The organism is Halosimplex pelagicum (assembly GCF_013415905.1).
GTDB lineage: Archaea > Halobacteriota > Halobacteria > Halobacteriales > Haloarculaceae > Halosimplex > Halosimplex pelagicum.
In genome coordinates this window covers 2,198,081-2,221,997 of record NZ_CP058909.1, presented here as the reverse complement: position 1 = coordinate 2,221,997, position 23,917 = coordinate 2,198,081, and the positions used below count along the sequence as shown (strand labels likewise).

Annotated in this window: 20 protein-coding genes and 7 pseudogenes; 12 read left to right on the top strand and 15 right to left on the bottom strand. The window is 56.9% G+C overall.

Annotated elements, in window-relative coordinates:
• The first annotated feature begins 95 nt into the window (after positions 1-95).
• Complete coding sequence (locus HZS54_RS10860; RefSeq protein ID WP_179922542.1) at positions 96-830, top strand: hypothetical protein; 735 nt, start codon at positions 96-98, stop codon at positions 828-830.
• Between the two features lie 626 nt (positions 831-1,456).
• A pseudogene (locus HZS54_RS10855) lies at positions 1,457-1,756 on the top strand (DUF8013 domain-containing protein); the annotation flags it as partial.
• A gap of 235 nt (positions 1,757-1,991) precedes the next feature.
• Here HZS54_RS10855 and HZS54_RS10850 read toward each other — a convergent pair.
• Positions 1,992-3,156, bottom strand: a pseudogene (locus HZS54_RS10850) (ISH3 family transposase).
• A gap of 95 nt (positions 3,157-3,251) precedes the next feature.
• On the opposite strand from HZS54_RS10850, the gene HZS54_RS10845 reads away from it, so the two are divergent.
• Positions 3,252-3,710, top strand: a complete 459-nt coding sequence (locus tag HZS54_RS10845) for a MarR family transcriptional regulator (protein WP_179922541.1) — start codon at positions 3,252-3,254, stop codon at positions 3,708-3,710.
• A gap of 217 nt (positions 3,711-3,927) precedes the next feature.
• Here HZS54_RS10845 and HZS54_RS10840 read toward each other — a convergent pair whose 3' ends face one another.
• A complete protein-coding gene (locus tag HZS54_RS10840; RefSeq protein WP_246391914.1) occupies positions 3,928-4,362 on the bottom strand; it encodes an exodeoxyribonuclease VII large subunit in 435 nt (144 codons plus the stop codon).
• Positions 4,363-4,431: 69 nt separating this feature from the next.
• On the bottom strand, positions 4,432-4,596 hold the full coding sequence (locus tag HZS54_RS10835) for a DUF1931 family protein (RefSeq protein ID WP_179923004.1): 165 nt from the start codon (positions 4,594-4,596) through the stop codon (positions 4,432-4,434).
• 351 nt (positions 4,597-4,947) lie between these two features.
• Here HZS54_RS10835 and HZS54_RS10830 point away from each other — a divergent pair.
• Positions 4,948-6,187 (top strand): annotated as a pseudogene (locus HZS54_RS10830) (RNA-guided endonuclease InsQ/TnpB family protein).
• A gap of 52 nt (positions 6,188-6,239) precedes the next feature.
• Here the strand turns inward: HZS54_RS10830 and HZS54_RS10825 are convergent.
• The 4 genes from HZS54_RS10825 to HZS54_RS10810 form a co-directional block, all read right to left on the bottom strand.
• Positions 6,240-6,467: a hypothetical protein gene (locus tag HZS54_RS10825; RefSeq protein WP_179922540.1), complete on the bottom strand. Its 228-nt coding sequence runs from the start codon at positions 6,465-6,467 to the stop codon at positions 6,240-6,242.
• 182 nt (positions 6,468-6,649) lie between these two features.
• Entirely contained in the window at positions 6,650-7,951 is a 1,302-nt protein-coding gene (gene gdhB / locus HZS54_RS10820; RefSeq protein WP_218927173.1) for a glutamate dehydrogenase GdhB, read from the bottom strand.
• A gap of 2 nt (positions 7,952-7,953) precedes the next feature.
• Complete coding sequence (locus HZS54_RS10815; protein ID WP_179922538.1) at positions 7,954-8,097, bottom strand: rubrerythrin-like domain-containing protein; 144 nt, start codon at positions 8,095-8,097, stop codon at positions 7,954-7,956.
• Positions 8,098-8,210: 113 nt separating this feature from the next.
• Entirely contained in the window at positions 8,211-11,093 is a 2,883-nt protein-coding gene (locus HZS54_RS10810; protein WP_179922537.1) for a bacterio-opsin activator domain-containing protein, read from the bottom strand.
• Positions 11,094-11,343: 250 nt separating this feature from the next.
• Between HZS54_RS10810 and HZS54_RS10805 the strand changes: the two are divergent.
• Positions 11,344-11,505: pseudogene (locus HZS54_RS10805) on the top strand (IS1595 family transposase); the annotation flags it as partial.
• Here HZS54_RS10805 and HZS54_RS10800 read toward each other — a convergent pair.
• The 4 genes and pseudogenes from HZS54_RS10800 to HZS54_RS10785 all read right to left on the bottom strand — a co-directional run.
• Positions 11,503-11,911 (bottom strand): annotated as a pseudogene (locus HZS54_RS10800) (transposase); the annotation flags it as partial. The pseudogenes HZS54_RS10805 and HZS54_RS10800 sit on opposite strands and share 3 nt — an antisense overlap.
• An 83-nt stretch (positions 11,912-11,994) precedes the next feature.
• A pseudogene (locus HZS54_RS10795) lies at positions 11,995-12,215 on the bottom strand (IS4 family transposase); the annotation flags it as partial.
• A gap of 144 nt (positions 12,216-12,359) precedes the next feature.
• Complete coding sequence (locus tag HZS54_RS10790; protein ID WP_179922536.1) at positions 12,360-12,881, bottom strand: hypothetical protein; 522 nt, start codon at positions 12,879-12,881, stop codon at positions 12,360-12,362.
• 311 nt (positions 12,882-13,192) lie between these two features.
• Positions 13,193-14,128: a hypothetical protein gene (locus HZS54_RS10785; protein WP_179922535.1), complete on the bottom strand. Its 936-nt coding sequence runs from the start codon at positions 14,126-14,128 to the stop codon at positions 13,193-13,195.
• Between the two features lie 364 nt (positions 14,129-14,492).
• Between HZS54_RS10785 and HZS54_RS10780 the strand changes: the two genes are divergently transcribed.
• The 4 genes and pseudogenes from HZS54_RS10780 (at position 14,493) to HZS54_RS10765 (ending at position 17,292) form a co-directional block, all read left to right on the top strand.
• Positions 14,493-14,816 carry a DMT family transporter gene (locus tag HZS54_RS10780; RefSeq protein ID WP_179922534.1) on the top strand — a complete coding sequence of 108 codons (324 nt, stop codon included), beginning with the start codon at positions 14,493-14,495 and terminating at the stop codon, positions 14,814-14,816.
• Positions 14,817-14,939: 123 nt separating this feature from the next.
• Positions 14,940-15,583, top strand: a pseudogene (locus HZS54_RS10775) (ArsR/SmtB family transcription factor).
• A gap of 72 nt (positions 15,584-15,655) precedes the next feature.
• On the top strand, positions 15,656-16,615 hold the full coding sequence (locus HZS54_RS10770; protein WP_179922533.1) for a hypothetical protein: 960 nt from the start codon (positions 15,656-15,658) through the stop codon (positions 16,613-16,615).
• Between the two features lie 308 nt (positions 16,616-16,923).
• Positions 16,924-17,292 carry a DUF7522 family protein gene (locus HZS54_RS10765; protein WP_179922532.1) on the top strand — a complete coding sequence of 123 codons (369 nt, stop codon included), beginning with the start codon at positions 16,924-16,926 and terminating at the stop codon, positions 17,290-17,292.
• A gap of 138 nt (positions 17,293-17,430) precedes the next feature.
• Here the strand turns inward: HZS54_RS10765 and HZS54_RS10760 are convergent, their stop codons facing one another.
• The 4 genes from HZS54_RS10760 to HZS54_RS10745 all read right to left on the bottom strand — a co-directional run bounded on the left by HZS54_RS10760 (position 17,431) and on the right by HZS54_RS10745 (position 21,757).
• The gene (locus tag HZS54_RS10760) at positions 17,431-17,766 is read right to left on the bottom strand and encodes a hypothetical protein (RefSeq protein ID WP_179922531.1); all 336 of its coding nucleotides are present in this window, start codon (positions 17,764-17,766) and stop codon (positions 17,431-17,433) included.
• Between the two features lie 870 nt (positions 17,767-18,636).
• Entirely contained in the window at positions 18,637-19,113 is a 477-nt protein-coding gene (locus HZS54_RS10755; protein ID WP_179922530.1) for a DUF7970 domain-containing protein, read from the bottom strand.
• Complete coding sequence (locus HZS54_RS10750) at positions 19,110-20,105, bottom strand: ParA family protein (protein WP_179922529.1); 996 nt, start codon at positions 20,103-20,105, stop codon at positions 19,110-19,112. The genes HZS54_RS10755 and HZS54_RS10750 overlap by 4 nt, the downstream gene beginning before the upstream one ends.
• Positions 20,106-20,623: 518 nt before the next feature.
• Positions 20,624-21,757 (bottom strand): tyrosine-type recombinase/integrase, encoded by a 1,134-nt coding sequence (locus HZS54_RS10745; RefSeq protein WP_179922528.1) that lies wholly within the window; start codon positions 21,755-21,757, stop codon positions 20,624-20,626.
• A gap of 297 nt (positions 21,758-22,054) precedes the next feature.
• On the opposite strand from HZS54_RS10745, the gene HZS54_RS26265 reads away from it, so the two are divergent.
• Genes HZS54_RS26265 through HZS54_RS26255 form a run of 3 tightly spaced genes read left to right on the top strand, consistent with a single transcriptional unit; the run spans position 22,055 to position 23,687 of the window.
• The gene (locus tag HZS54_RS26265) at positions 22,055-22,702 is read left to right on the top strand and encodes a hypothetical protein (RefSeq protein ID WP_246391912.1); all 648 of its coding nucleotides are present in this window, start codon (positions 22,055-22,057) and stop codon (positions 22,700-22,702) included.
• Complete coding sequence (locus HZS54_RS26260; RefSeq protein ID WP_246391911.1) at positions 22,699-23,337, top strand: hypothetical protein; 639 nt, start codon at positions 22,699-22,701, stop codon at positions 23,335-23,337. Before HZS54_RS26265 ends, HZS54_RS26260 begins: the two co-directional genes overlap by 4 nt.
• Before the next feature lie 14 nt (positions 23,338-23,351).
• On the top strand, positions 23,352-23,687 hold the full coding sequence (locus tag HZS54_RS26255; protein WP_246391909.1) for a hypothetical protein: 336 nt from the start codon (positions 23,352-23,354) through the stop codon (positions 23,685-23,687).
• The last annotated feature ends 230 nt before the right edge of the window (positions 23,688-23,917 follow it).

Sequence of the window (23,917 nt, the reverse complement as noted above, 5' to 3'; positions counted from 1 at the left end):
TCATCTTCCTAGTTCTGACGGTCGAAACCGACGCTGTCCAGCGATTCACCAGAGCCGGTAAATTTGAATTCACCGATGATTCTGGTGTTGAAAATTTGAACGATATACACACCTCTGTTGAGAAGGTATTCAACAGGTATCGAAGAGAGGTTACCACCGCGTCACTCATTTCCCATGAAATTTCAGAATCAATACCTGATAGAGTACTTCAGGAACTGGATGAACGAGGGATCGAACGGACCGGTGGTGTATCTGAGATGATTCTTAGAAGGTCCGGGACCGACTCTCTGAATACTAGTTCAGAATTTATTGACAGTATATTAGACGAAACTCTCTTGAATAGATTTGACAAATTAGCAGACTGGCTGTACCAGGACATCTCTGAACTAAAAGACTTAGAGTATAATAATACGCCTGCCGTAGACGTTCTGAAGATTATTCATGAGAAGGAAAATTCTCAAGGACAAAATCAAAGAGCAGTAGATATTTCGACAGATTTGAAAGGAGTTCATAAGAAAACCGTAGGTGCACTATTACTCAAGATTTCTAACACACCAAAAGCAAAGCCACCATGGACACAGAGGCCATTGATCCAAGTTAATCCAACAAACACATCCAGAACTTATAGTCTGACTCAATATGGCAAGTTGACATTGATTTCACTCTTTGAACCTGGTGAAGAGCATAGAGAGTGGCTCCACACTCTTGCATCGCACGAAGATCAAAAGAATTCAAATTATAGTTCGAAGATGGAACTCGTCAGGTCTGATTCCCATCCGATAAGCAACGAGCTTTCACTCGCCAAAGAGGCCCTCAAAGAAGTGAAATAATTTGTGAACTACCCCGACCTCTACAAGTGAGGGCCGGGTAGGCCCAAGCGTGGTAGGTCGGGGTAGTTCACTGTCCTTCAATGTAGTTCGTAAGTAGCTACCGCTCTTGGGAGAATCCAAACCTGTCTGAACGCCGGTCAAATCAACAAAGTAGTTGCCTCCAAGAAAATCGAAGTGCTCCGCGAGCAGCGATCCGAATCTAGCTGATTAGGCACTCGCGTCCCTATCCCGCTGCGGGGTTAATGGCCGGCAGTCGGATGGGAATCGTCCTCTCGATCACTCTCAATCGGTTCATAGTCGGCGTCGTTCCCAACCGGGGTGAACCCAGGGACGTAGCTGAAGCGTTTCCCTGGTTCGCCGCGGAACATCAACGGCAACGAGCCACGATCACCGCGAGCCCGGTACTGTGGCCGCCACTCTTGGAGTTCCATCGTTGGTTTAGCCACCTGCGGAGCCGGCAGCTCCGCACGCTCCAGATCCGTGAGCGTAAGTACACGTATTTCAAACTCATGCGCCAGTTTCTCCGTTCGAGGGGTTAGCTCAGTCGTGTGACAGAGCACTGGCATCGCTCGACAGGCAAACGCCACAGTACACAACCGGAAGAGGTCCGATAGTGTAACGTCTCGATCGATGAGATCCCGGTCGATATCGACAACACGCAATCACCGGAGGTCGATCCCGCTGACATCCCCGACGAAATCGAATCTATCACCCGTGGGCTCGCCAGTGAGCAGCCGCCGACGAATCTGCTAGTCGTGCTGAAAGCGGCTCGGTGGTGGTATCTACACGACAAGATCGGGACAAATCCCGCCTTCCAGTGGGCCATCGAGTAGACGCGTCATCTTGCGACCGACACGCCTAGCGACGTCAAGCGATTCGACGAATTTCTCGAGTACCTCGCCACGGTCGGCTTCGCTGACGAACGCCAGAACTCCGCTGACCGGCGGCTCGGTTTTTTGGACGACCCTGAGGGGTGCGGCGCAGTCTCAGTACCTCACAAAGCATCGCCAGTTAGCGCGACCTGAGCCATCTGTTCTGTTGTGGCGAGTCGTCGATCACGGTTAAGCAACGCTAATCGAAGGCGGAGCTGTCGCTGTCGGCGGCGGTCAGCCGCTGACGCGACAGCGTTGCCACTTGTGAAGACGCTTGCTCGGTCGGTGACTACCGGTAGAACCGGTCGTCAGGTGGCCGATTCGCGGGGACGGCCCGACGCACCGCGAGGGCCGTCCACGCAGCCCGCCGAACCATATTGACGAACTCCTTGTACGGCCACCACCAGAGGCGACGCCCGCCTCGGCGAGGCGTCGCCACGTATTCGTAGTGGAGATACCGCCAGGCGTTCTGCAACAGCAGGCTCACCACGACGTACAGCAGTCTCACCGCCGGATCTCGCGTCGTTGTGGTCGCTATCGCTTGCTCGGACAAGCGATAGCTCGACTCGATACCGAAGGTTTCGAGTAGTGGTATCGAGCCTGACGTGGTGTCTCGATGAACGGCGCGTCAGCGGTGTAACCGTGACGCGCCACGCCGTGGTCGTCATACCGTCCATTCAGGTACGTACAGTCGATGTAGACGGGAAACTCGACGGTCACAGTTGGACCGTCGAGTTTCCCTGTCAGGTCGTGTTAGATGACGCGACTCCATCCTTCCGCAAGTTCCCGCTGAATTGTCTCTCCCCACCGGATGATCGGCATCACGTAGGCGTAGTTGTGCGCCTGCAACAGCGTGAGACACTTGCTGTCGTAGAATCCGCGATCGAGGTAGACGGCCTTGACCTCGGCGTCAAGGCCGTCGAGTACACCAAGAAACTCAGCGAGGACGCTGCTGGCGGTGTCGCCGTCTTCGAGGCGGCGCACCGCCAGAGTGTGCCGTTTATTCTTCACACGCGCGTAGAGTGTGGCGCAGGCGTGGAACGCGGTGGTGCCGCGCTTGGCCTCGGAGTGGTAGAGGCCGTCTGTGTCGTCTTCGTCACCGTAGTAGGGCCGCAGGTGGAGGTCTGCGCAGACCTCCACCTGCTCGGGGAGGAGTTCGGCGATATCCCGTCGAAGGAGCGTATTGGCGACTCGTTCGAGCCGTTCTGGCTCGAACTTCGTCCGCAGATGGTAGAGAATCGTGTTTGCTGACGAAGAGTCTTTACTGGAGTTGCACAGCGTCGAGATCGAGGTCCCGTCGGCGGTCGCGCCGGCGAGACCTCGTAGATGTCCTCAGCGTCGATTTCAGCAGTAGCGCCGAGATCAAGAACGATCTCCTTGTTGAGCGTGTTGACGAGAAAGTTAAGGAGCTGGTCTTCGTGGAGTTCACTGTCTGCTTGCTTCTTGGAGTGCACATCCTCAGCAAGCAGACGTTCTAACTACCGGCTTTGTGAGGTACTGATCCTTCTGCGAAAACCGTAATGTCCTCAAGTGGCATATAGTGGTAAGGATGCCAGTCCCCGTCGACGAACTCACAAATGACGACCCGTTCCCAGTCAAGCCGGATACGAACGAGTACGAGGCCCTCAGCTTCCTTGTCGAACACCACAAGTACGGCTTCACTCCCAGTGAAATTGCAGCCCGAACAGACCTCCGCGAGGCAAGCACGTCAAAAGCAATGACTCGCCTCTTCGAGAACGGGCTCGTCGAACGAGCAGAAACTATCTATTATATCGATCCGCGTCGAGCCGATGAGCTAAAACAACGACTTGCGTCGCTCGATTCAGTCGACCGACTCTTCGAGGCGGTACCCAACGACGACGCCTACGCCAAGCAGGGCTGGGAACAGGAAATCCCCAGTATCGATCCAGACGAAGGAACAGAGACTACAAGCGAGTACTCCAAAACAGCAGAAGAACGAGCCGAAGCCCTTATCGAAGATATCGAAGACCGCCGCGCAGAGGAGTGAGCGCAACGGTGTGGTCCATTCGGCGCTGAAGCTCTGGTCTCCTTACGATTACTTCCTCCCGACGAGAATAAGAGTTGAATTAGCAGATACCGTTCGTAACGGATATCGGTGCCGACAGGCTTGGAATGGTCGTGCTCTGGATGTCGTACCGGGCGCCCCTCGGAGGGAAGTGACGATGCCACCCCGCTCTGAGAATGCCAGCGGTTGCGTCGTCGAATCAGCTACGCTCTTCAGATTCGCTTCGCAGTCGCTCGACGGCAGCCGCCTGGTCGCCGTCGCCGACGACGATTACTTCCCACGGTTCGGGCAAAGTAGTCCCGCTGAGGTCGATTTTCCCACCTTCGACCCAGTAGTCGGTATCATCCTCGAGGATGACTTCGGTCCCGTCCTCGAGGTCGGCGCCCATCTCCCGGTAGCGGTTCGCCCAGATCATACAGGGGAGTTCGGCATCGCCGTCGGTGAGCGTGAAGTAGAGCGCTGTGCTGTTCTGGTGGAGGTCGGTGACCTCGCCGATACAACGGACGCCGTTGAGGGCAGGCGTGTCCTGGACGACCAACGTAATCCGGTCATTCAGCTGGGACACGCTAAGGATCTCTCTCGCATCGGGTTCGACCGCCTGCCGTTCGGTATCCGGTGCGTCCGCCATCTCCATTTCCTGACTTCTGAACAGGAACTTCAAAAAGCTACGTTCGAGTGACGGGGTTGGCTGCGTTACGCAGGCCTACAGATCGCGGGGCTGGACCGTCTTCCGGTCGTTGGCCTCGGCACGCTCTGCAGCGTCGTTGAGCAGGTCGGCGACCTCTTCGTCGAGGGCGTCGTAGAAATCTGCCGAGACGTTCTGATCCGAGAGTGCGTCCTTCACGGCTGCTTTGACGATTAGCTGAATGCAGGCGCTAAGCCCCCGTCCTCAACAAGCAACGCAGGGCGAAGCCCGAGTAGCGCAGTAGGACGGGGATACAGCGTCCCCAGAAATCGGTGATTTCTGGTGTGCGAACGAGACGCTTCGCGTCTCGTCAACGCCGTCATCATCTGTGCGTACACTGTTCTATTGCAGACTCACAGGCCCACGTCTTCCGAAGGGGTTGCACGTGTAGTGTGCATATCGTGCATTACAGTGAAACGGAAGACGATCACCATTCGGGAAGACCAAGATGAGTGGATTGAGGACCAACACCTCAACCTCTCGTCGTTCATCCGTGAGCAGTTGGACGAACTTATCGAAGAACGCGAGTAGCGAATGTACTACGCCTACAAATATCGTCTCAGGCCGTCTGATACCCACCGTGAGGAGCTGGACCGCCACCGCGATATTTGTCGGCAACTCTACAACCACACTCTACCGCCTCAACGAGTACCAAGAAAATCACGGCGAACTTCCGTCCATGACCACGCTTCGGTCGGAACTACCCGACCTCAAGCAGTGGTGGGACGGCCTCTCAGACGTGTACTCAAAGGTTCTCCAAACCGTCGTGGAACGGCTGTTCGACAACCTCAAGGGGCTCTCTAAGCTTAAGGAGAAGGGGTACGGCGTCGGTCAACTCAAATGGAAGCCACCACGGGAGTTCCGCAGTTTCACGTACAGTCAGTCTGGCTTCAAGCTCGACAAGAAGGGCGGACAGGCTGTGCTGTCACTCTCGAAGCTCGCGGACGTACCAATACGGCTTCACCGACCCATCCCCGACGACGCGACACTCAAACAGGTCACGGTCAAGAAGGATCCAACGGGCGAGTGGTTTGCCACGTTCGGTGTCGAGATGGACTGCGAACCGCCCGAACCACCCGAAAATCCCGAGCAGTGCGTCGGCATCGACGTGGGCATCCTGAAGTACGCTCACGACACCGACGGTCACGCCGTTGGGTCGCTCGATCTGTCCGACGAGCGCGAACGCTTGGAGCGCGAGCAACGGAAGCTCTCGCGGAAGGAACATGGCTCGAACAACTACGAGACGCAACGGCGTCACGTCGCGGAGTGTCACGCCGACCTCCGTCGGAAGCGCCGTGACTTTCTGCACAAACTCTCGAACTACTACGCTCGGGAGTACGACCTTGTGGCGGTCGAAGACCTGAACGTGAAGGGGATGATGGAATCGCCGTCGAACAGCCGAAACACCGCGTCCGCTGCGTGGCGGACGTTCCTCTCGTTGCTCGAATACAAGTGCGAGCGAGAGGGAACGCACTTCGCCGCCGTGAACCCTCGTGGGACGACGAAAGAGTGCGCGTCCTGTGGAGTCTCGACGGACAAGCCATTGTGGGTCCGTGAACATTCCTGTCCCGCCTGCGGGTTCGAGGCGGACAGGGACGCGAACGCAGCATGGAACATCCTTTCTCGCGGTCTCGAAAAAGTAGGAGTGGGACACTCCAAACAAACGCCTGTGGAGACTGCGCTTCCTGTGGACACACCTGTGTCTGCAAAGCGCGTCGTGGAAGCAGGAAGCCCTACCCTCAAGGAGCCAACGGCGTCAGCCGTGAGCGAGTAGGGTAGGGTAGTTCACTACGTAGTGGTCTGTGAAATCCGTCATTTTCTGGACTCTACACCGGTCCGAGTCCAGCAAGCCACGTCAGAACTGGCTCGGCCGTAACTCGGACCGTGGCTGCGCCGAATCCAAAGGCGATGAGACTCAGCAAGAGAACGAACTCGGCGTTGGCATCCTTCACACTCGCCAGGAGTGTGAGAAACGTGAATGACCCGGAGAGCAGACAGATGAGTCCACCGATGAGAAAGCTCAGACTGATGAATACCGGATCTGAGAAACCCATCACCGGGAATGGGGGCGTATAGACACCGGTTATAGAGAGCAATGCCGATGCTCAGATACCCGACAAACCCGGCTACTGTCACTACGCTTCCGACTGATACCAGCCGGAACACGCGATACAGCCCTCGCTCAAGCGGCGTCGATGGGTGCCACGCTCGCAGAGCGGAGGGGTGAAGCATCTGACTACGGCCACAACCCACGTGCTTCGTGCGCCTCAGCGATGCGGGACAGCGCCACGATGTAGGCTGCATCACGCCACGTAACGTCGCGTTGCTCGAACTCCGATCGAACCGCATCCCAGGCGGCCTGCATCTCCGCCTCGAGTTCGTCGTTCACCCGTTCGAGCGACCACGCTCGCCGATTGATGTCCTGGAGCCACTCGAAGTAGCTCACGGTGACACCACCTGCGTTGGCGAGAATATCGGGAATTACCGCGACATCTCGCTCGGCGAGAATCGAATCGGCCGTCGAGGTCGTCGGGCCGTTCGCACCTTCGACGACGAGATCGGCGGCGATCGCTTCCGCGTTCTCCTTGGTGATGACGTTCCCCAGGGCAGCCGGAATAAGGACGTCGACGTCGAGGGTGAGCAACTCCTCGTTCGAAATCACGGTGTCGGCGTATGTGGTGACTGCTTCCGGCTCTTCGTCGTGAGACGGAACTGATGCCGTGTCGATTCCGTCTGGTTCGTACATCGCGCCATTCACGTCGCTAATCGCGACGATGGTCGCGCCCCACTCGTCGAGGAGTCGGGCCGCATTCGCCCCGACGCTCCCGTACCCCTGAATTGCCACGGTGGTATCCTCAAGCTGCTGGTCGTAGTACTCGCAGGCCAACTGCGTAATGATCGCGACGCTCCGTCCGGGGGCTTCCTCGCGGCCTTCGCTCCCGCCGACCACCGGCGGCTTCCCGGTGACGACGCCCGGCGTCGTCTCGCCTTCCTGCATCGAGTAGGCGTCCATCAACCACGCCATCGTCTGTGGGTCCGTGCCCATGTCGGGAGCGGGAATATCCTGTTTCGGGCCAATATTGTCGCGCAGCTCCTGTGCGAATCGCCGTGTGAGCCGCTCTTTCTCCTCCGCACTCAGTTCCTTCGGGTTAACAGCGACGCCGCCTTTGGCCCCGCCGAAGGGGAGATCCATGACTGCGCATTTCCAGGTCATCCACATGCCGAGGCCGACACACTCGTCTCTGGTCACGTCGGGGTGGTACCGGAGCCCGCCTTTGTATGGTCCTCTGACGCTGTCGTGCTGGGCGCGGTAGCCCGTGAACACCTCGACCGTTCCGTCGTCCCGCTCGATGGGGATCGTCACCTCGTGGACCTTCTTGGGATATTTGAGCCGCTCGACGATATGTGAGTCGATATCGAGATAGTTGGCAGCGTGGTACAGCTGGCGGCGAGCGGTTTCGAGCGCCGACTCGGGTTCAGTCGAATCTGCTGCCTCGTCGCCGGACTCGTCGCGAGTGCTATCAGATTTCGATGCCATGGTCATTCGAGCGGCATTCGACGGTTTCGCATCGGGCCGCTACAGTCGGGGCACTGCCCGGGGCTATCTACGGCGATGATGATATTGCCACACTCGAAGCACTCGTAGGGGGTTTCTTCGTCGGATTCGGGGTCGACATCTCTCATTGTGAGTTCACGAGTGCCGCCAGGTGGAGTGGCGCACTCTAGAAAGGTGTAATAAGTGTATAAGGGAGTACTCGGCTGTTGACTACCAAACAGCGCTTTAACCGGGGAGTTTGTTATTGAACTGTATCCGTGGAGGCCGCCACCGGGAGATTGTTCTCTTCGAAGAGTGCAGCAAACAGTTTCCGTTGGACGGTCCGGGCGTGTTGATAGAACGCGGGTGGGGAGATGCCGAGTGTCTCCGCTACGTCTTCGCCCGTGCTCTCACGGGGCGACTCGAAGAACCCACTGTAGTACGCCGTCTGGATCACCTCCAGTTGCCGCTCCGTTACTGAGTCGAGGAACTTCGAGTAGAGATTGTGTTCAGCGGTCTGATCGAGCGTCTGCTTGGAACGGAGTTCAGCGCCAGCGAACGTCTCACGGACGAGCTGCGTGATCGTTCGGATGTCGATGCTGTCCGGGATATCGATGACGAGTGTCGTCGTGGTGGGGTCAGCAGTCGCTTCGCGGAAGACGGCACCGTGATCGGCCAGCTCCAAGGCGAGGAACGGTTGTGTGAGCCGGAGCCGTAGAACGCCCCCCTCCCCGTCCGCGCTGATCTGCTGCACGTCGTCGATACCGACCAGCTGCGAGGCGGCGTCTGCCACGTCAGTTACCGCCCGGTCTTCGACGGTCACGAACACGTAGCTGCCTTCCATGGACTGCTGGACGCCACCCTGATACGAGAGGGTACACTCCGCGTCCTGTGCGAGCCGTGAGAGGACAAACTTCGGATCGTCGATAGTGAACTCGACACGTGTCATCGACGTCGTGAGCAACGCATTCTTCCGCTCGATCGCACTGAGAGCGGACGCGATAGTTTCACCGAGTTCGGCCAGGACCGCCTTCGCCGTCTCGTCGAATGCATCCTGGGTCGGCGCGTACACCGTCAACACACCGTGCGTGAGGTCGTTGTACACGAGCGGGATACTCAACACGGACAGGTAGTCCCGTGAGATGGCGTCTTTCCGCCACGCTTCGTCACGGAGACCGGCAGCGACGTTCGTCACCATCGTTACGTCGCCAGTGGCTGCGGTTTGTCCGGCAGGTTCTGTATCCGACGCTTGGACGGTGAACGACTGGCTATCCAAGTATCCCTGTTCGGTGCCGGCCCAGGCCCGAGGCTCCAGGGTGTCGGTCGTCGGATCGATCGTCCCGATCCAGGCGAATCGGAACCGATCGTCGACGGTCAGCAGTTCACAGACAGTGTGATAGATTTCATCGCGCGTTTCCGCCTGTACGAGGGCTTGATCGATCTCTCGAATCGTCTCGTTGATCCGGTTTAGGGCGGAAAGCTGCTCGTTTTGCTGCTGGAGTGTGCGGTCCTGTTCCCGGAGGCGTGATTCCCGTGTGACCCGATCGAAGGCAGCCTCGGCAGTGGCTGCGAGTAGATCGACCAACTCTCGCGTCACCTCGTCGAAGGCTCCGACCTGGTTCGAACCTGCGACGAACACGCCGTGGTTGCCGAGCGGAATGTAGGCCGCACTTCGGAGGTCAGTGGCCGAATTTTCGAGCCGGTCTGCGTCGTGGACGTCGTCGAAGAACAGCGCCTCGTCTTCGACGAAACTGTAGCTCGGAAGGGTTTCGCCGTCCGCGTGCACGGTTGGGAGTGGCCCGTTCAGTTCGGTCATCGTCGCCGAGTGGGCTGCGGGTCGAAGATTGTTGGCCTCACCGTCGAAGAGGTAGATCGCACTCGCATCGAGAGTGAGTACACCAGGTGTGTCGTCAACGACGTGTTGGGCGATTTCCTGGTGGGTTTCGGCGTAGAGGAAATCGCGGGCCGTCTCGTGGAGCGTGGCGAGTGCCTCCTCGCGTTGCTTGCGTTTCGTGATATCCCGACAGCTAAAGAGGAGGGTTCCGTCCTGGATCGAGACTTCGCGTACGTTGACGAGGAGCGTGTGCTCGCGCCCGGCTTTATCGGTCGCCGTCGTCTCGATGTTTTTGAGGACGCCGTCTTCCACGAGTTCCTCCCGGTCGAAAAGGTCGTCGCCAAGGAGGTCGTCGATCGTCCCGAGGTCACGGATCTCATCAACTGTGTAGCCAAAGATGAAGTGGACGTTGGGACAAACGTAGGTGTACTCGCCGTCCTCGTCCGTGATGAGGACGGTATCGGTCATGTTGTTGAGCGTGACGCGGTGCAGTTCTTCGGATTCTCTGAGATTGCGTTCGAGATCGACGCGCTCAGTGATATCGACGCCTTCGACGACGATCGAGACGAGGTCGCCGCGCTCGTTCTCGACCGGGCGCACGGAGAGGTCGAGAACGCGCGGCTCATCGACGTCTGGCGGCTGTGGGACGACCGCCTTGCCGAACGACCCGTCGAGTGCTTTCTCCACAATCTGTTGGACATCCGCGTTCATTGCATCCGGCTGTGACCACCACGGAAGCGCCCAGAAGGGTTCGCCGACGATCGTGCCGATGTCTTTATCGACCATCTCCCGTGCTGTCTCATTCACACGGGTAAGTGCGCCATCCGGGTCGAGCACCCACGTCGCAGTGCGCGAGTCGTTGAAGATCGCGTCGAACTGTCTGGCTCGGTCCCGTTGCGTGGCCGACCGCTGTGCGGCCCGGAGCGCACGCTCGGTCCGTTCGATGAGTTCGTCGGTCATCTGTGCTGGCGGGTCCGAGAGCGCGATGTAATCGGTGACACCGGCTTCGATGGCCTCGCTGGCGATGGCTTCGCTTCCGGCAGTAGTCCCGAGCAGGACTGGGAGCGTAGTCGTTTCCTCGCGGATTTCTCGGAGGAGGTCAAGCCCGGTCGTCTCGTCGAGTGCGTATTCGCTAATGAGACAGTCCGTGGGGCGCGTCCGGATAGTGTCGATTGCCCTCGTCTTGGTTCGATCGTGTTGTACACTGGCATCAGTCCGTCTCTCGAGCGTCGTGGCGAATTGCGTGAGCCAGTCATCCGTCCCGACGAGCAACACAGTCGACGAATCCAGAATGGGTGGGGGAGCGGCCATTATTCGACCACAGAGGGACAGCGAATGGTCCTCTCGGTGTCGATTCGAGCTCGCCTCCAGTTCCGGTACTGGCCTGGCTCGAAACGTGCGTCCATTGATAGTTCACTGTCTAACCGCCCGTCGCAAAAGACATTTGTTGTTTAACCACGTGAGATAGGGAGCGCGATACGGAATATGAAAACGCGATCGCTCTTGTGTAGAGCTACGGAAAGACCCTGTATTTACACTGAGCCAGCACTAATTTGGCGATATGGCTTCTGCTCAGCCGGCGTTCGGCACGATGTTTCGAGAGCTGATCGAGCTGGGCATCGTCGAGATCGACACGGAGTCGCTCGATGCCCGCATCGAGCGGCGACTCAAGGATTTCTGGGAGAACACGTCCTGTCCACGATGTGGGCACACTGCTATTCAACCCGGCAGAAACGTACATTTCGTCGATTTCGACCGGGGCCAGACAGCGTGATCGAAGGCGCGTCGAGCGCGCTGGCGAAGAGCTCGACGCGCCGTCTCACCGTCTTGTACGAGACATCGAGTTCCGCTTCGATCTGGCGAAGACTCGTGTTGAACCGTACAAACACGTAGATCGTGAAATACCATTCTTTCAGTGTGAGCTTCGAGTGAGCAAAGATCGTGCCAGTCTTATCGTTGAACGTTCGACCGCAATTCTTACACAAATACCGCTGATACACCTGATAGCTGCCGTTTCTGACCGTCAGGTCAGAACGGCAGCGGGGGCACTCGACACCATCACGCTAGCGAACCTGTTGCAGCAGGTCCGCTGCAGCCGATTCCGAGATGAATCGGCTCCATGGGATCATATCGGGCACCGCTGGCGCGGTGCCCTTGCCCTCTTCGACTTTCAGCCGCAGCTCTCGCCGTCAACAATCTACTTCGCAAGAGCGTACTCCGCAAGTGTCGGCGTCAACCGGTGATAGAAGCCGCCAGGTGAGATTGTCTCATCAGCGTCGAGTTGTAACTGCGTCTGAACCCAGCGAGTGTTCGGCTCTCGCCTGCGGCGAAGCCGAACACGAGCGCCCACACGAGGACTGGAACCTAAAGCTTGCCCTCTCGCTCGATCACGCCGAGGAACTCGGAGGGAAACAGTGTAGTAAGCCGACGCATGATTCTCGATGAGGAGGCTCTGTTGGACACAGCTCTTGCCTCCTCATTCCTCTCGAAAAGAAGCCTCGATGAGCCGTCGTCGTCACGTGGTTCTCCTCTTAGCTGACACGGATGGTAGAACAGCTTAGAAACCGAATTGCCATCTTATTCCGTCGGAAGAACGCGGAAATTGACTGCTAATGGAGGATTTGCAAACACGACGAACCGATACTTTCCAGGTATGAATGTAACTTCGGCTTCCTCTTCGCTGACACCATGGTCCTCAGCTAATGCTGTTGGTGACAGGGGGACAGTTATAGTGAGAGTGTCACCGGGAGATATCAACGTAGCACAGAGGAGGTGCCATCGTTGGTCCGTCCATACAGCGTGTTTCCATGTTCCGTCTTCGAATTTCTGGATGGCCCACGGAATGTGACATCCAACACTAATGTTCTCAGATTCTCCAGTATGTTGGAGTTCAAATGTGATAGATTCCCCGCGAGGAACTGCATCTGTAGGTGCTTGGAGTAGGAGCGGCTCTCGTTCGTATGTGATCGGTTCTAACTCGAAATAAGCCGGTTCTGAAGTGTCCTTTGACGCCAAAGGGCCGAGCCCAACGGCTGTCCCGGCAGCACCACCTCCTAAGAGCGCTAACGCACCAGTCCCGAGTAATTCCCTGCGTTTCATACTGTCTTCACCTTACATCTGACTCCTAATAATGGAATGGTAAGGACAAAGGGCCGATTTAGATTGCCGTGTTGAATAGCGGTCTCTGAGCCACGGTGAGACGATATCGATCCCAAGAGCAATGGCGTCACCGCCTAAAAGGCCGACTCAAATTCCGACCACCTCGGTTAGCACAGAGGAGCGACCTAACGAGGCAGGGATCGAACTACCGAGGTACTGTCAGGAACGTCGTGCGAGATACAGAGGTTGAGTTCATCCGAGCGAGATCCACAACCAACACAGTTACCGATGTATTGCCGCTTCAGCGAAGACTACGCTCTGGTGCGAATCTGTTGAGTTGTCACCCCGATGGCGTAGCCGACCGTACCAACGATCACGGCGACTCCAAGCACATTCGTCGTGAATACCCAGCTTGTTGAGACGGTCGAGTCCAACATTTCCCATTGGAATATGATCGACTGATCGGTGGCATTCAGTGTGATAGCCGCGCCTCCAACCGGTCCGGCAATGAGCATCCAACTGGCGAGCAAGCCGTCCTGCCGGTAACCCGGGAGCGCTGCCAGGCCGAACCACCCAAGCATCACCACCGTAGCGGGCACGGGGTGCTCACCGAACACCTCGAATGCCTCGAACGCTGTGTACGCCCAGTACGGTAGTAGGTCGAAGACTACACCCCCAGCAGCCATAACGAGCAAAATACTTCCGGCGACGCTCCATTGAAAGAGTCGTCGCGGTTCGGCTCCGGTGAGGATGCGTTGGAGTCCCCTCGGTTCTCGCCACGTTCCCGGAGAATGGGCAGAGATGAGCGCGATTCCGAACAGAACCAACCCGAGTATCGTTGCCCGATAGCTGTGCACTAATGGATATGCGGTCTGTGCTGGGGTGTGGATGGCGAGTAGGAGCAAATAGCCAATCGAGACGAATTCGCCGACGGCTGTCCCAATGAGCAGGAGGAGGCTCCGGTCAGTAATCCTGGTCCAGCCGGCGAACGCGAGTAATCCGGTCCCGGCCAGCAGTAGAATCGCCGTCTGCAATGGGGAGAGAGCAACAGATCCAGTATATCTTACCAGAGTGTTTGTTGCATTGACGTATGGGTCACCATTCACCGACACATGGTACACCATGGCCCCGCCAAGGAAGAGAGCGCCAAGCGAGGCCGACCACGGAGCGGACTCCGGTGCCCGCCGTTCGACGGTGGAGATGAATCGGGATAGTAAATCGCGTGTCCCGATTCGGGAAGTGGTCATAGGACAATATAGCCTCGTTTGGATCAAAAGGCTTCGGGCCATCGTCTCTACAATATGGGACCGTATCTAAGGTGACCACGCGGTTCCCTGCACTTCCGCTATCAGGTCCTGACCTGTGCATGATTGGCGCACTGTATCTCGCAGGCAACTCTGAACAGCAACCGTTTCTGACAGAATCACCAGCGGTCAGTACGCAGGCACAGTGAGCAGTTGATTCAGTCACTCTCCGTTGAAATTATCTTGCCGCAATCGGTCAGTACAGGGGAGTTATCGGTCGATCCGATTGATTGTGGCCAAAAATCTCCCCCTGAGGCAGTCGATATCGGAAGACATAGTTCGACTGTATGAGTAGATAAACAGTGAGATGTCATGGTTCCTTCTGATACTGGCTGGGTTGTTCGAAATCGGCTGGGCAATCGGGCTCGAATATTCGGATGGGCTCTCAAAACCGCTACCCACGCTCGGCACCGCTATTGCCCTCATCATTAGTATGGTTCTATTGGCACGGGCAATCCAAGAACTCCCCATCGGAACGGCGTACGCCGTCTGGACTGGTATCGGAGCTGTTGGGACCGCTTCGCTTGGCATTATCCTGTTTGATGAACCAGCAACCCTTGCTCGAATCGGGTTCATCAGTACAATTCTCGTCGGAATCGTCGGTCTCCATTTCGTTTCCGGCGGCCACTAACGAACGACGTTTGTTGATTATCGTATATGGGGTCTCGAAGTAGAATAGTTCGCCAAGAATTGGACTCAAATACCGCTTTTACTCTTCACCAACCACATACCACTGCAAGCGAATCAGACAACAATGTCCTCATTATTACCCCTGAAACCTACCCCGCAAACAGCTTCGGATCGTGGTTTGGAACCGAAGCTCGTTGACTTCGAAGATGAGTCAGCCGAACAGATTTTTTCAGCAGTTTCCTCAACAACCGCACGCCGCATCCTCAACAGATATACTCAGAACCAACGACGGCGTCGGAGATCGCAACTGAACTCGATTCCTCGGTACAAAATATCAGCTATCATCTCAACCGACTCCAGGACGCAGACTTAGTGGCGGTCGTCGAGACGTGGTATTCCGAGCAGGGGAGGGAAATGGACGTGTATGCGCCGACCAATAGCGCGCTCGTACTCTTCGCGGGGGCAGAACGAACAACCCCATCGCTCACGACGGCGTTGGGTCGCGTATTCGGCGCAGTGGGTATCGTCGGAGTCGTTAGTGTAATTGCCCATACACGCCGGTCAGTACCGACACCGGCCTCGTCGCCCCGGGCTGGTGCGCCCCCTGTTCAGCAACCCGACCCAACCATATGGGAGACGCTCGCAACGTTTGCGACCGGGCCTGGTGGAGTCGTGCTGGGAATCGGTATCTTCCTGATCCTGTCCCTCCTCGTTGCTTGGTACTGGGGGACGTATCGCCCAGCACGGAATCACGCCCACTCAGCGTGAGTGAGTATCCGGGACTCAAAGATGTACTTGAATCTGGGATAGGACGATACGTGGCCCCTCTAATGGGAGTATATGAAACGGCGAACGTTTCTGGCAAGCGCAGGAATTGGTCTCACAACCGCAGTCGCCGGCTGTACCTCTCAAGCTGGATCGAGCAGCTCACCGCCGACAGATTCCGAGACACCAACCTCTGAGGACACGCAAACCGACACTGAACAAGAGCCGGAGCGTACACACGTCGCCGCCGATGACACTGTCGAGCGAACCATCGGGACCGAATCGCTTGACGAACGCGGGCTCAGAACTCCCCACCACGTCGCGTTCGGGAATCCGACGGCGCAGTCCCATCAAGGGACGATGACGGTTTCGACGGCTGACGAGACCGTGTTCGAGGAATCCGTGGAACTCGAAGCGAACGCGAGTATTGTGGCGTCGATCACCGATCTCGACACGTACACCGCTCGTGTGACCGTTCCTGAGCTAGATGCGACGGAAGAGATTACCGTCGAACCCGGCCAGTTCACCTGTAACGTGACCAAGACGAGGATCAGCGTTCAGGACGACGAAACACTCGACTCGATGGGTATTTCGACGCAGATGGCGTGCCAGGGCGTCGTGAGCGAGCACGTTGCTGCTCGTGAATCTGCATCGGAAACACTCGGTGACGACCCGATTCCCGCAGACACGGGGAAAGGCAGCCACACGCTCATGCTCCGGAACCCATCGGAGGAGACGTGGACGACGCGGGTCCTCGTCGAAAAGGACTCGACAGCGCAATTCGACGGCGTCTACACGGTCGAACCCGAGGGTACTGTCCTGATCACGCTCAGCGAGCGCGATACGTACTCCCTGTCGATGGGTGTGCTCGAAACCGAGACGACCGTCACCGAACAGGTCACGCCCGATAACTTCGACTGTAACCGGTCTTCAACGCGCGCGGAGATCGACGATGCGGGAGAACTCACGGCGAGTGCCGTTTCGACACTCATGGCCTGTGACATCGAGACAAACTCGACGAGCGAGTCCCCCTAATAGCGGGACGGCCGTCGCTACTGTTCTCATCCCAACCAAGAGATACAGTCGCAGACCTACTGAGCAGGGAGTTCAAAGAATAGTCCACTGAGATTAACGCCCCGGTTCTCTCCCCAGACTCGGCTCTGCTCAGTACAGCAGACTAACTGAGCCGATGATTCACCTCCAGCAGTCATGAAACTAACACCTTTGTGAATTGTTCTATGTGACCCTGAGACTCACTGAACTCAATGGATGCTCTGTTACGTTAGGAATTCAACTGGGCAGAGAAGCCATCTTTTTCAGGTGGGTATGCGTCAAACTGCATTATGTCTTCTCAGCCGGATCCGTTCACTCAGTTTCTGAAACGACAGGCGGGCGATACCCTTCGGCTCGTCGTCGAATTCACTGACGAGGGGTATACTGCCGAGTACGTCCGCAAAGATGTCGCCCAAAAGTACTCGAATAGAGAGTTCGATTCTATTATCGATGACGCGCGCAAATATGCGTCACTCGCTCATTCGGAGGCTGCGATTGAATCAGCGGGAGGGCTCTACTGTCAGGTCGTCTGCTTTGAGAATGTTGTGGCACTCGTTTTCCCGCGAGACCGCGAAGACACGCTCGTTACGCTTGACCCTACGGCCGCGCAGAACCTGCACAGTTTCGCATCTGATTGTGAAAACTTTCTCCAAGAGTAAGCGCTCAGAAAGCAGGCACAGTGAGCAGTTGATTCAGTCACTCTCCGTTGAAATTATCTTGCCGCAATCGGTCAGTACAGACAATACACAGAACAGCAGGATGAATTAGCAGTTGCAGATCTCAATGTCACTGCTGGGTTACTCAGAGTGCTCCTGTTGGGAGACCGCATCAATGTCTTCGGCTGCTTTTTCAAGTTCCGCAATCTCATCGGTTCGGTCGTAATTGATGAGTCCCTCGCGGGAGAGGTCGGGGAGATGCGTTGTCGTTACTTGCTCATGGACTGCTGGGATCGAGAGGTCGCTTGGTTCGAGGTCTCGGCATTGGACTTCCTCTTCCCGAACAGCGATTGAGATGAGCGTCAGGTTCTCGACTGGCCCGTCGCGGTTGGCGAGAAACTGGAGGATTGTCTCAGTGGCATGTTCGAGGTCAATACTGTCGTCGGACTCGGCGGAATTATCGTGATGTGCTGGCACTGTGATGGCTGACGTGTTGCGGTTCGAATGACTGGATATTCGAACCGCGTGGAAACCACACCATGCGAGCACCCCAACAGCAGGGAGGCCACCATCGGGCAGGTGGACGAATATTGCGAATACGAAGCCGTGAAAAAGAAAAGGTTCTCGAAGTAGATAAAGATAGGGTACTATCGATGTGTTCGCAACGCACACTGAGCAACGGATTCATCTCCAACGACCCTGAAATCAACTGCCTCGTGATTCGTTCTAGAACACTCTAGGAGTGCCGTGTTTAGACGCTGGTATGAGCGGTTGAGAGCATGTTTTTCCGAGCCGTCGAGACGGAGTAGTCGACGAGTCTCGGCAATTTCCGAGTTGAGATCGACCTGAGCAGCTTGGATTGAGTACAGCAACCAGGCAATTTGGCCCGTCGAGACAATCCGACGAGCCGAGCTGACGACGTCTGTTCATCTCTGATTGGGACACAGGCTCTCAACAGCCCGCAATTCGGCGTCTAAACAAGGCCGACCCATTGCAGGACGAGAGCGAGATACGTGATGAGGAGGGGTGCTCAGAGTGTATCGGTGAGTTCCCGTGTTGGGAGTGTGTTCGAACTGGCCGTAAAGAACTACCCGAATAGATGGTGTGAAGCCATAGAGTGCAAGAGGTTAGGAGAGACACTCGTGGTCAGAGGTGTAGTATTATAATAGGATGGACTATCGAAGGTCTTCCAGTCGACTATTGCGGAGGACGAATTTTAATTCGAAAAGCTGTTCGGTCAAGGGCTTGGTCTTCGTATATCCACTCCGACATAGTCTGGTGACAGGTGAGGACTGCTTCAGCCGACCAGAATGCGTCGAATCATCCGAAACATGACCACTGGATGCTTCAATCGAGAGTCCCGAATCCCTCCTCCCGCATCAGATCAGCGACTCGTTCTGGATGGTGAAACGCAGCGATCAGGGCGAACTCTCGGGCATCGGTCTTCGAGATCTCGCTCGTGCCAAGCAGCTCCGCGAGCTCGTTTCGGAATTCTGCTTCTTGATCAGCGACTCGATCACGGACGTGGATCTCGAGACGTGTGCCTCGTTCGTCGCCAACGTTATTCCGCCGAACGAAGTACGGATATTCTTCCGAAGGAGTGGTCGATCCCGCTGATTCGGTCTCAGGTGGCTGTTCATCGGTGGACCGTTCCGCTGATGATGACTCTCGACCTGTCTGGTCAGCGTGAGCTTGGTCAGGTGATCTGGAACCGGTCTGTTCGTCGTGTGTATCTGTCTTCTCGTCCGGTGACTCCTCTTCGGCTGACTCGTCGCCGTCGCCGCCGAAGTCGAGGTTACCGGAACCGGATTTGAAGTTATTCATGCAGAAGTCGCCTCCACTGATTCGTCATTTCGCAGGTCGATTGTCTGCTTCTCGTGGTCTCGAATATCGAGTTCAAGTATCGGGTCAATCTCCGTGTCGAACGTCTCGGTCGCGATGAATCGAGCGAGTTCGTACAGTTTCCGTAACGTCTCGATTTCCCTGTCACGCACGCGTCGCTGTCCTGCTTCGCTCACCATTTCTCCGTCTTTCTCGAAGGTTTTCCACCGCTGTTCGACCACTTTGAACGCCGATCCTCTGGCTTCCCACATGGCATCCATGAGGCTCTCCCGGTTCCCGATCGTAACTGGAGTCGCGAACGCCTCCGTGTTCTGGAACTGCTGTTGGTACTGCTGGTGTGCGTTGGTCTGCCCGACGCCCGAGGGAACGACACAAGAGAGGCCGATCTCGATTTCCAATTCGGACTCCATGTTCCCGACCAACTCCTCGAGACCGTCCAGACTCAGGTTCCCCTTCCCGGCGGGTTTTACCGGCGCGACAAGTGTTCGGAGTGCGAATATAGCGTTGTAGAGGAGGTCTTCCGCTCGCGCATTCGGGTCAATGAGAACGGCATCGTATTCCTCGTGCATCTCCTCTTTATCCCAGAGCAGCTCATACAGGAGTTCGAATCGTGGATACTCCTCACGGCTCATGTTCTTCATCCCTGTCTCGTAGGAGATTTTTTGTTCCAGATTGGAAGTGAAGTCACCAAGCATATCGTGACTCGGAATGATGTCTATCCCCTCATCGGAAGTCTCGATCAGGTCCTCGAATTTTCCGTCCGGCATGTCGAGGATGTGCTTGACAAGATTGTCCGCGTCTGGATCGCTTCGATGCGCGCCAACGTCGAAGAGGCTCGTGAGGTTCCCCTCCTGTGGGTCAAGGTCGATCACGAGCGTCTTCTGTCCCATCCGCTCTAGCGCTACCGCGACGTTGGCTGTCATCGTCGTCTTAAACGTCCCGCCTGATTCCGAGTAGACTACGGCCGTTATCATACTCTCCCTATCTGTGCAGCTCAACATAAATCTGTGTCAGACGAGCGGGCAGAATATCTGTTACAGAAATCAGTTACAGATGTTTGTTACAGATGCAAGCGACGATCGTGTGTCGGGATCTATTTCGAGAATGGGCCGTCATTAGTGGTATGAGGGGCATATTCTAGCATCTGGACTTCGAGACGACCCTGTAGTGGCGTCAAATTTTCTTCGACATTCGTCTGTGGCGGCCTTCTATAACGACTATCTGTTATAGAGGTCTGTTACATACTTCTGCCACAGATATTCTCCGAGTTGCACACCCAGAGATCTGTAACTGGATGATGCACCCACCACCTGTAACACTGGCCTGTAAATATTCTCTGTAATAGATGTCTGTAACATATCGGGGCGGTCGGGTGTGATTTGAGGCCGATTCGGAGTTCGTATTCAGGACCTCATGAGACCGGCCGACCAGACATCTCCAAGCAAGATAAAACAGTATTTGAGAATTCTTGATTTCCCGGTCGACGTTCAGTCTATTCGTTGAGAGCCTGCTCTAGACGCTCACGCCGCTCGATTGCGTTCTGCTCTCGGTAGGATTCGTGGGTAGTTTCTATCGACTCATGTCGGAGGGTTTCCTGTGCAAGTTCGGCGTCTTGGGCGTAGAGGTCACTTCCGAGACCTCTCCGTCCTCCGTGAGGCTTCAGATACTCGCCGTCGATATCGACATCGGCACTCCCACATAGCCGTTTCATCAGCGATCGGGCCCCATTCTTTGAGAGGGGCGGCGGCGTGTTCTCGTGCTCTCGAAGGAGTTCCATCGCGGTCGCCTCGTTCAGCGCTGACTCAATAGCATCATCATCCCATCCTTGCTCTCTGAGCCCGTCCTTGGCGGATTGAGCAAGTGACGGGTGGTGTCGCGTCGGGAACACCGGCCAGTCCACTGTCCCGGGTTCGAGGACGGACCGGTATCGTTCGAGACTCTCGACAACCTGGTCAGTCAGGGGGATCAACTGTCGCTCGCGGGTCTTCCCGAATAACTCGGCGACGCCTTGGCCGAGGTCAACGTCGCTCCAGCGGAGTCCATTGCGGTATTCGTCACGTGGATCATTGAACAGCTCAGCGCCACGAGCGCCAGTGAGCGCGAGCGTGGTCACGATTGCTCTATCCCGGAAGGCTCGCTCTCGTGTGTCGTCTGATTCATCGAGTGCGTCGTGTGCACGTTTGTCGACGAATTCGAGCAACGCGTCACGAGCTTCGACAGACCAGAACTGGCGATCGTGATCGCCGTGATGCTCCGGGAGTTCCTGTTTCACCCGATTTGGCCGGGCGGGATTCGCGTCGAGGCGTTCGTCGTCGACGCACCAGCCGAGGAAGGCCCGGACGATGGTGAAGTATGGACCGTTCGCGTGCGCAGAAGCCGCCGAAAGGTCGTCCTCGTCATCACGGGCGCGCTCGCGAAGCCACTGAGCGTACCGCCGGCAGTCGAGCACGTCCAAGTCTTCGAGGGTCGTGACGCTACGGTGGTCCGTGAGGTACTCCGCGAACACGCTGAGGACGAGCTCGTTGTTCGCTCGGTAGTTCCCCGAGTCGAGGCTGGCGAGTCGCGCGTCGATCGCGGCCTCGATGGCGGTTTCGGCGTCTAAACCCCCGGTCTTGGCGTCTGTCATCGGTTCGGATCGGGGGACGGTGGCCTCTCACTAATAGTTACTGTGTCTTTTCGCGTTAAGACATAGTAAATCGCCATCACGTCTATTCGGCTAAAATCGGGTGTTGTAGCCCCTCTAAGCCGGGTATTCTGATCTATAAATCACATCTCGCTATATTATCTTTTCGCGGTGGCGCTGCACAGGTTCGGAGGATGGCAGAATACAAAGCACTAGGGTAGCGATACGACGACTAATCGGGACTCTCAGTCGAGAGCGGCGTCGGCATCCGCTATGCCGACGCCACAAACAGACGTCGCGGTGGATGGCCTCGTCGAGCAGGCAGAAGAGCTGTGCACGCTCCACGACCACATCACCAGGGAGATCGCCGATCTCGACGTTTCGGAGAGTCTGTTTTCCGACCAGTACGGACGGACCAGCACGACCGACTTCGCGTTCGAGTCGGTCGTGCGGATGTTCCTCTACCAGCACGCGCGCGGGTTCAACGACAGCGAACTCCACCGCCGGCTGAAAGGGACCGCCTACGTGTTCATCCGGTTCGAACTCGGACGAGCACCGACCCAGCAGGCGATCAACTACATGTGGCGGCGCCGGTTCTCGCTGACCGACCGCCAGGCGATCGAGGCCACCGCCAGCGAAATACGGGCGGTGGCCGCCGACCACGACATCGTCTCAGACGGCGAACCACGTCTCGATCCCGGCGAAGTCAGTGACGAGGCTGTCACTGACGAGCACATCATGCAGGCGATCCGGACCGCTCGTGACCGCGGACTCGATGCCTTCGAAACCGACCGCGCAGCCAACGCGCAGTATCCCGACGACCTGTTTTTCGAACGCCAGGCCTACCTCAACCTTGCCGACGTGGGGACGACGACCCCACGTCGGCGCTTCGACCGACTCAGCGACTGGAAAAAACACCCCACGGCGATACTCACCTCCGGACGATGAAACAGATCGGAGCACCTACCGAGCAGACGTCGCTCGCCGACTTTGCAGACGGCGAGCGATCCCCAGACTGGCAACGGATCCGTGATGCGGTCCTCGAGCCGTTCCACGCGGGACTGGAGTGTTTCCTCGACGAACTCGACGCGACTGACGGGCTCCGCGAGCCCGTCATCGCGGCAGTTGACATCACTCACTGGGAGTTCTACCCCTCGCCCTACAAAGACGATGACGACGTCGAACTCGACGACGTCGTCATCGTCAACGGCAAAGAGAAAGTTCCAAAGGAGGAGTTCCCCGAGATGGTGAGTGGCGACAAAGAGGGGCGCAGCTACAAATTCGCGACGCTGACGGTCATCGGCCAGGACACACCGCTCGTCCTTGGGATCGAACCGGTCCGGGAGGCGTCGGCCTGGGAAGGCGACGCCTCCCAGGTCGACAGTCACTCGAAAGCCGACATCGTCCGACGATTGCTCGACCAAGCGACCCAGCACGTCGAGATCCACAAGCTGTTCGCTGACCGTGAGTTCGACGCCATGGAAGTCCGCGACGTGACATCACCTACCTCATTCCGAGGCCGGTCTACGCCGACGAAATCGAGCAAATCGAACAGATCGAGGCTCACCCGCTCGCCGACGTAGCCGTCGAGCGAGCGGTGAGCCTCTCGGTGGACGGGCGCACACACGAACTCAGTTTTATATACGTCCCCTCGACCGAAGAAGACGGGAAATACGCCGTCTTCACCACCAATCGCGACGTTACACCGGACCAGGCAATGGGACTCACCACACAGTACAGCCAGCGCTGGCAGATCGAAAGCAAATACAAGACGATCAAACACCACTTCCTCCCGACCGCAGCCTCTACCGACTACCGCGTGCGTCTTCTCTACTTCACCCTCGGCGTCGTCATATACAACGTCTGGCGCCTCACGAACCTCCTGCTTCGTGAGGCGCTGTCCGAAAATCTTGGCGCGAAGCCGTGGTGGTGACGTTAGCCCATGCATTCGTGGTACGACGGCGGCTTGTGACAGGTGTAAATCACTCTGACTTCTCGCCATTCGAGGAAGTGATCGGCCAGATCGTTCGGGAATCAGCGATTCAACGGCTGATGGAAGACAAAGGATGTAATCGAGAGCGAGCAGAAGAGTTAGTGGAGAATATGCTGCAGAGCTACTCTCCGTGGTAACTCTCCCCAATCGACGAGAGCGCCTGCCGCTGG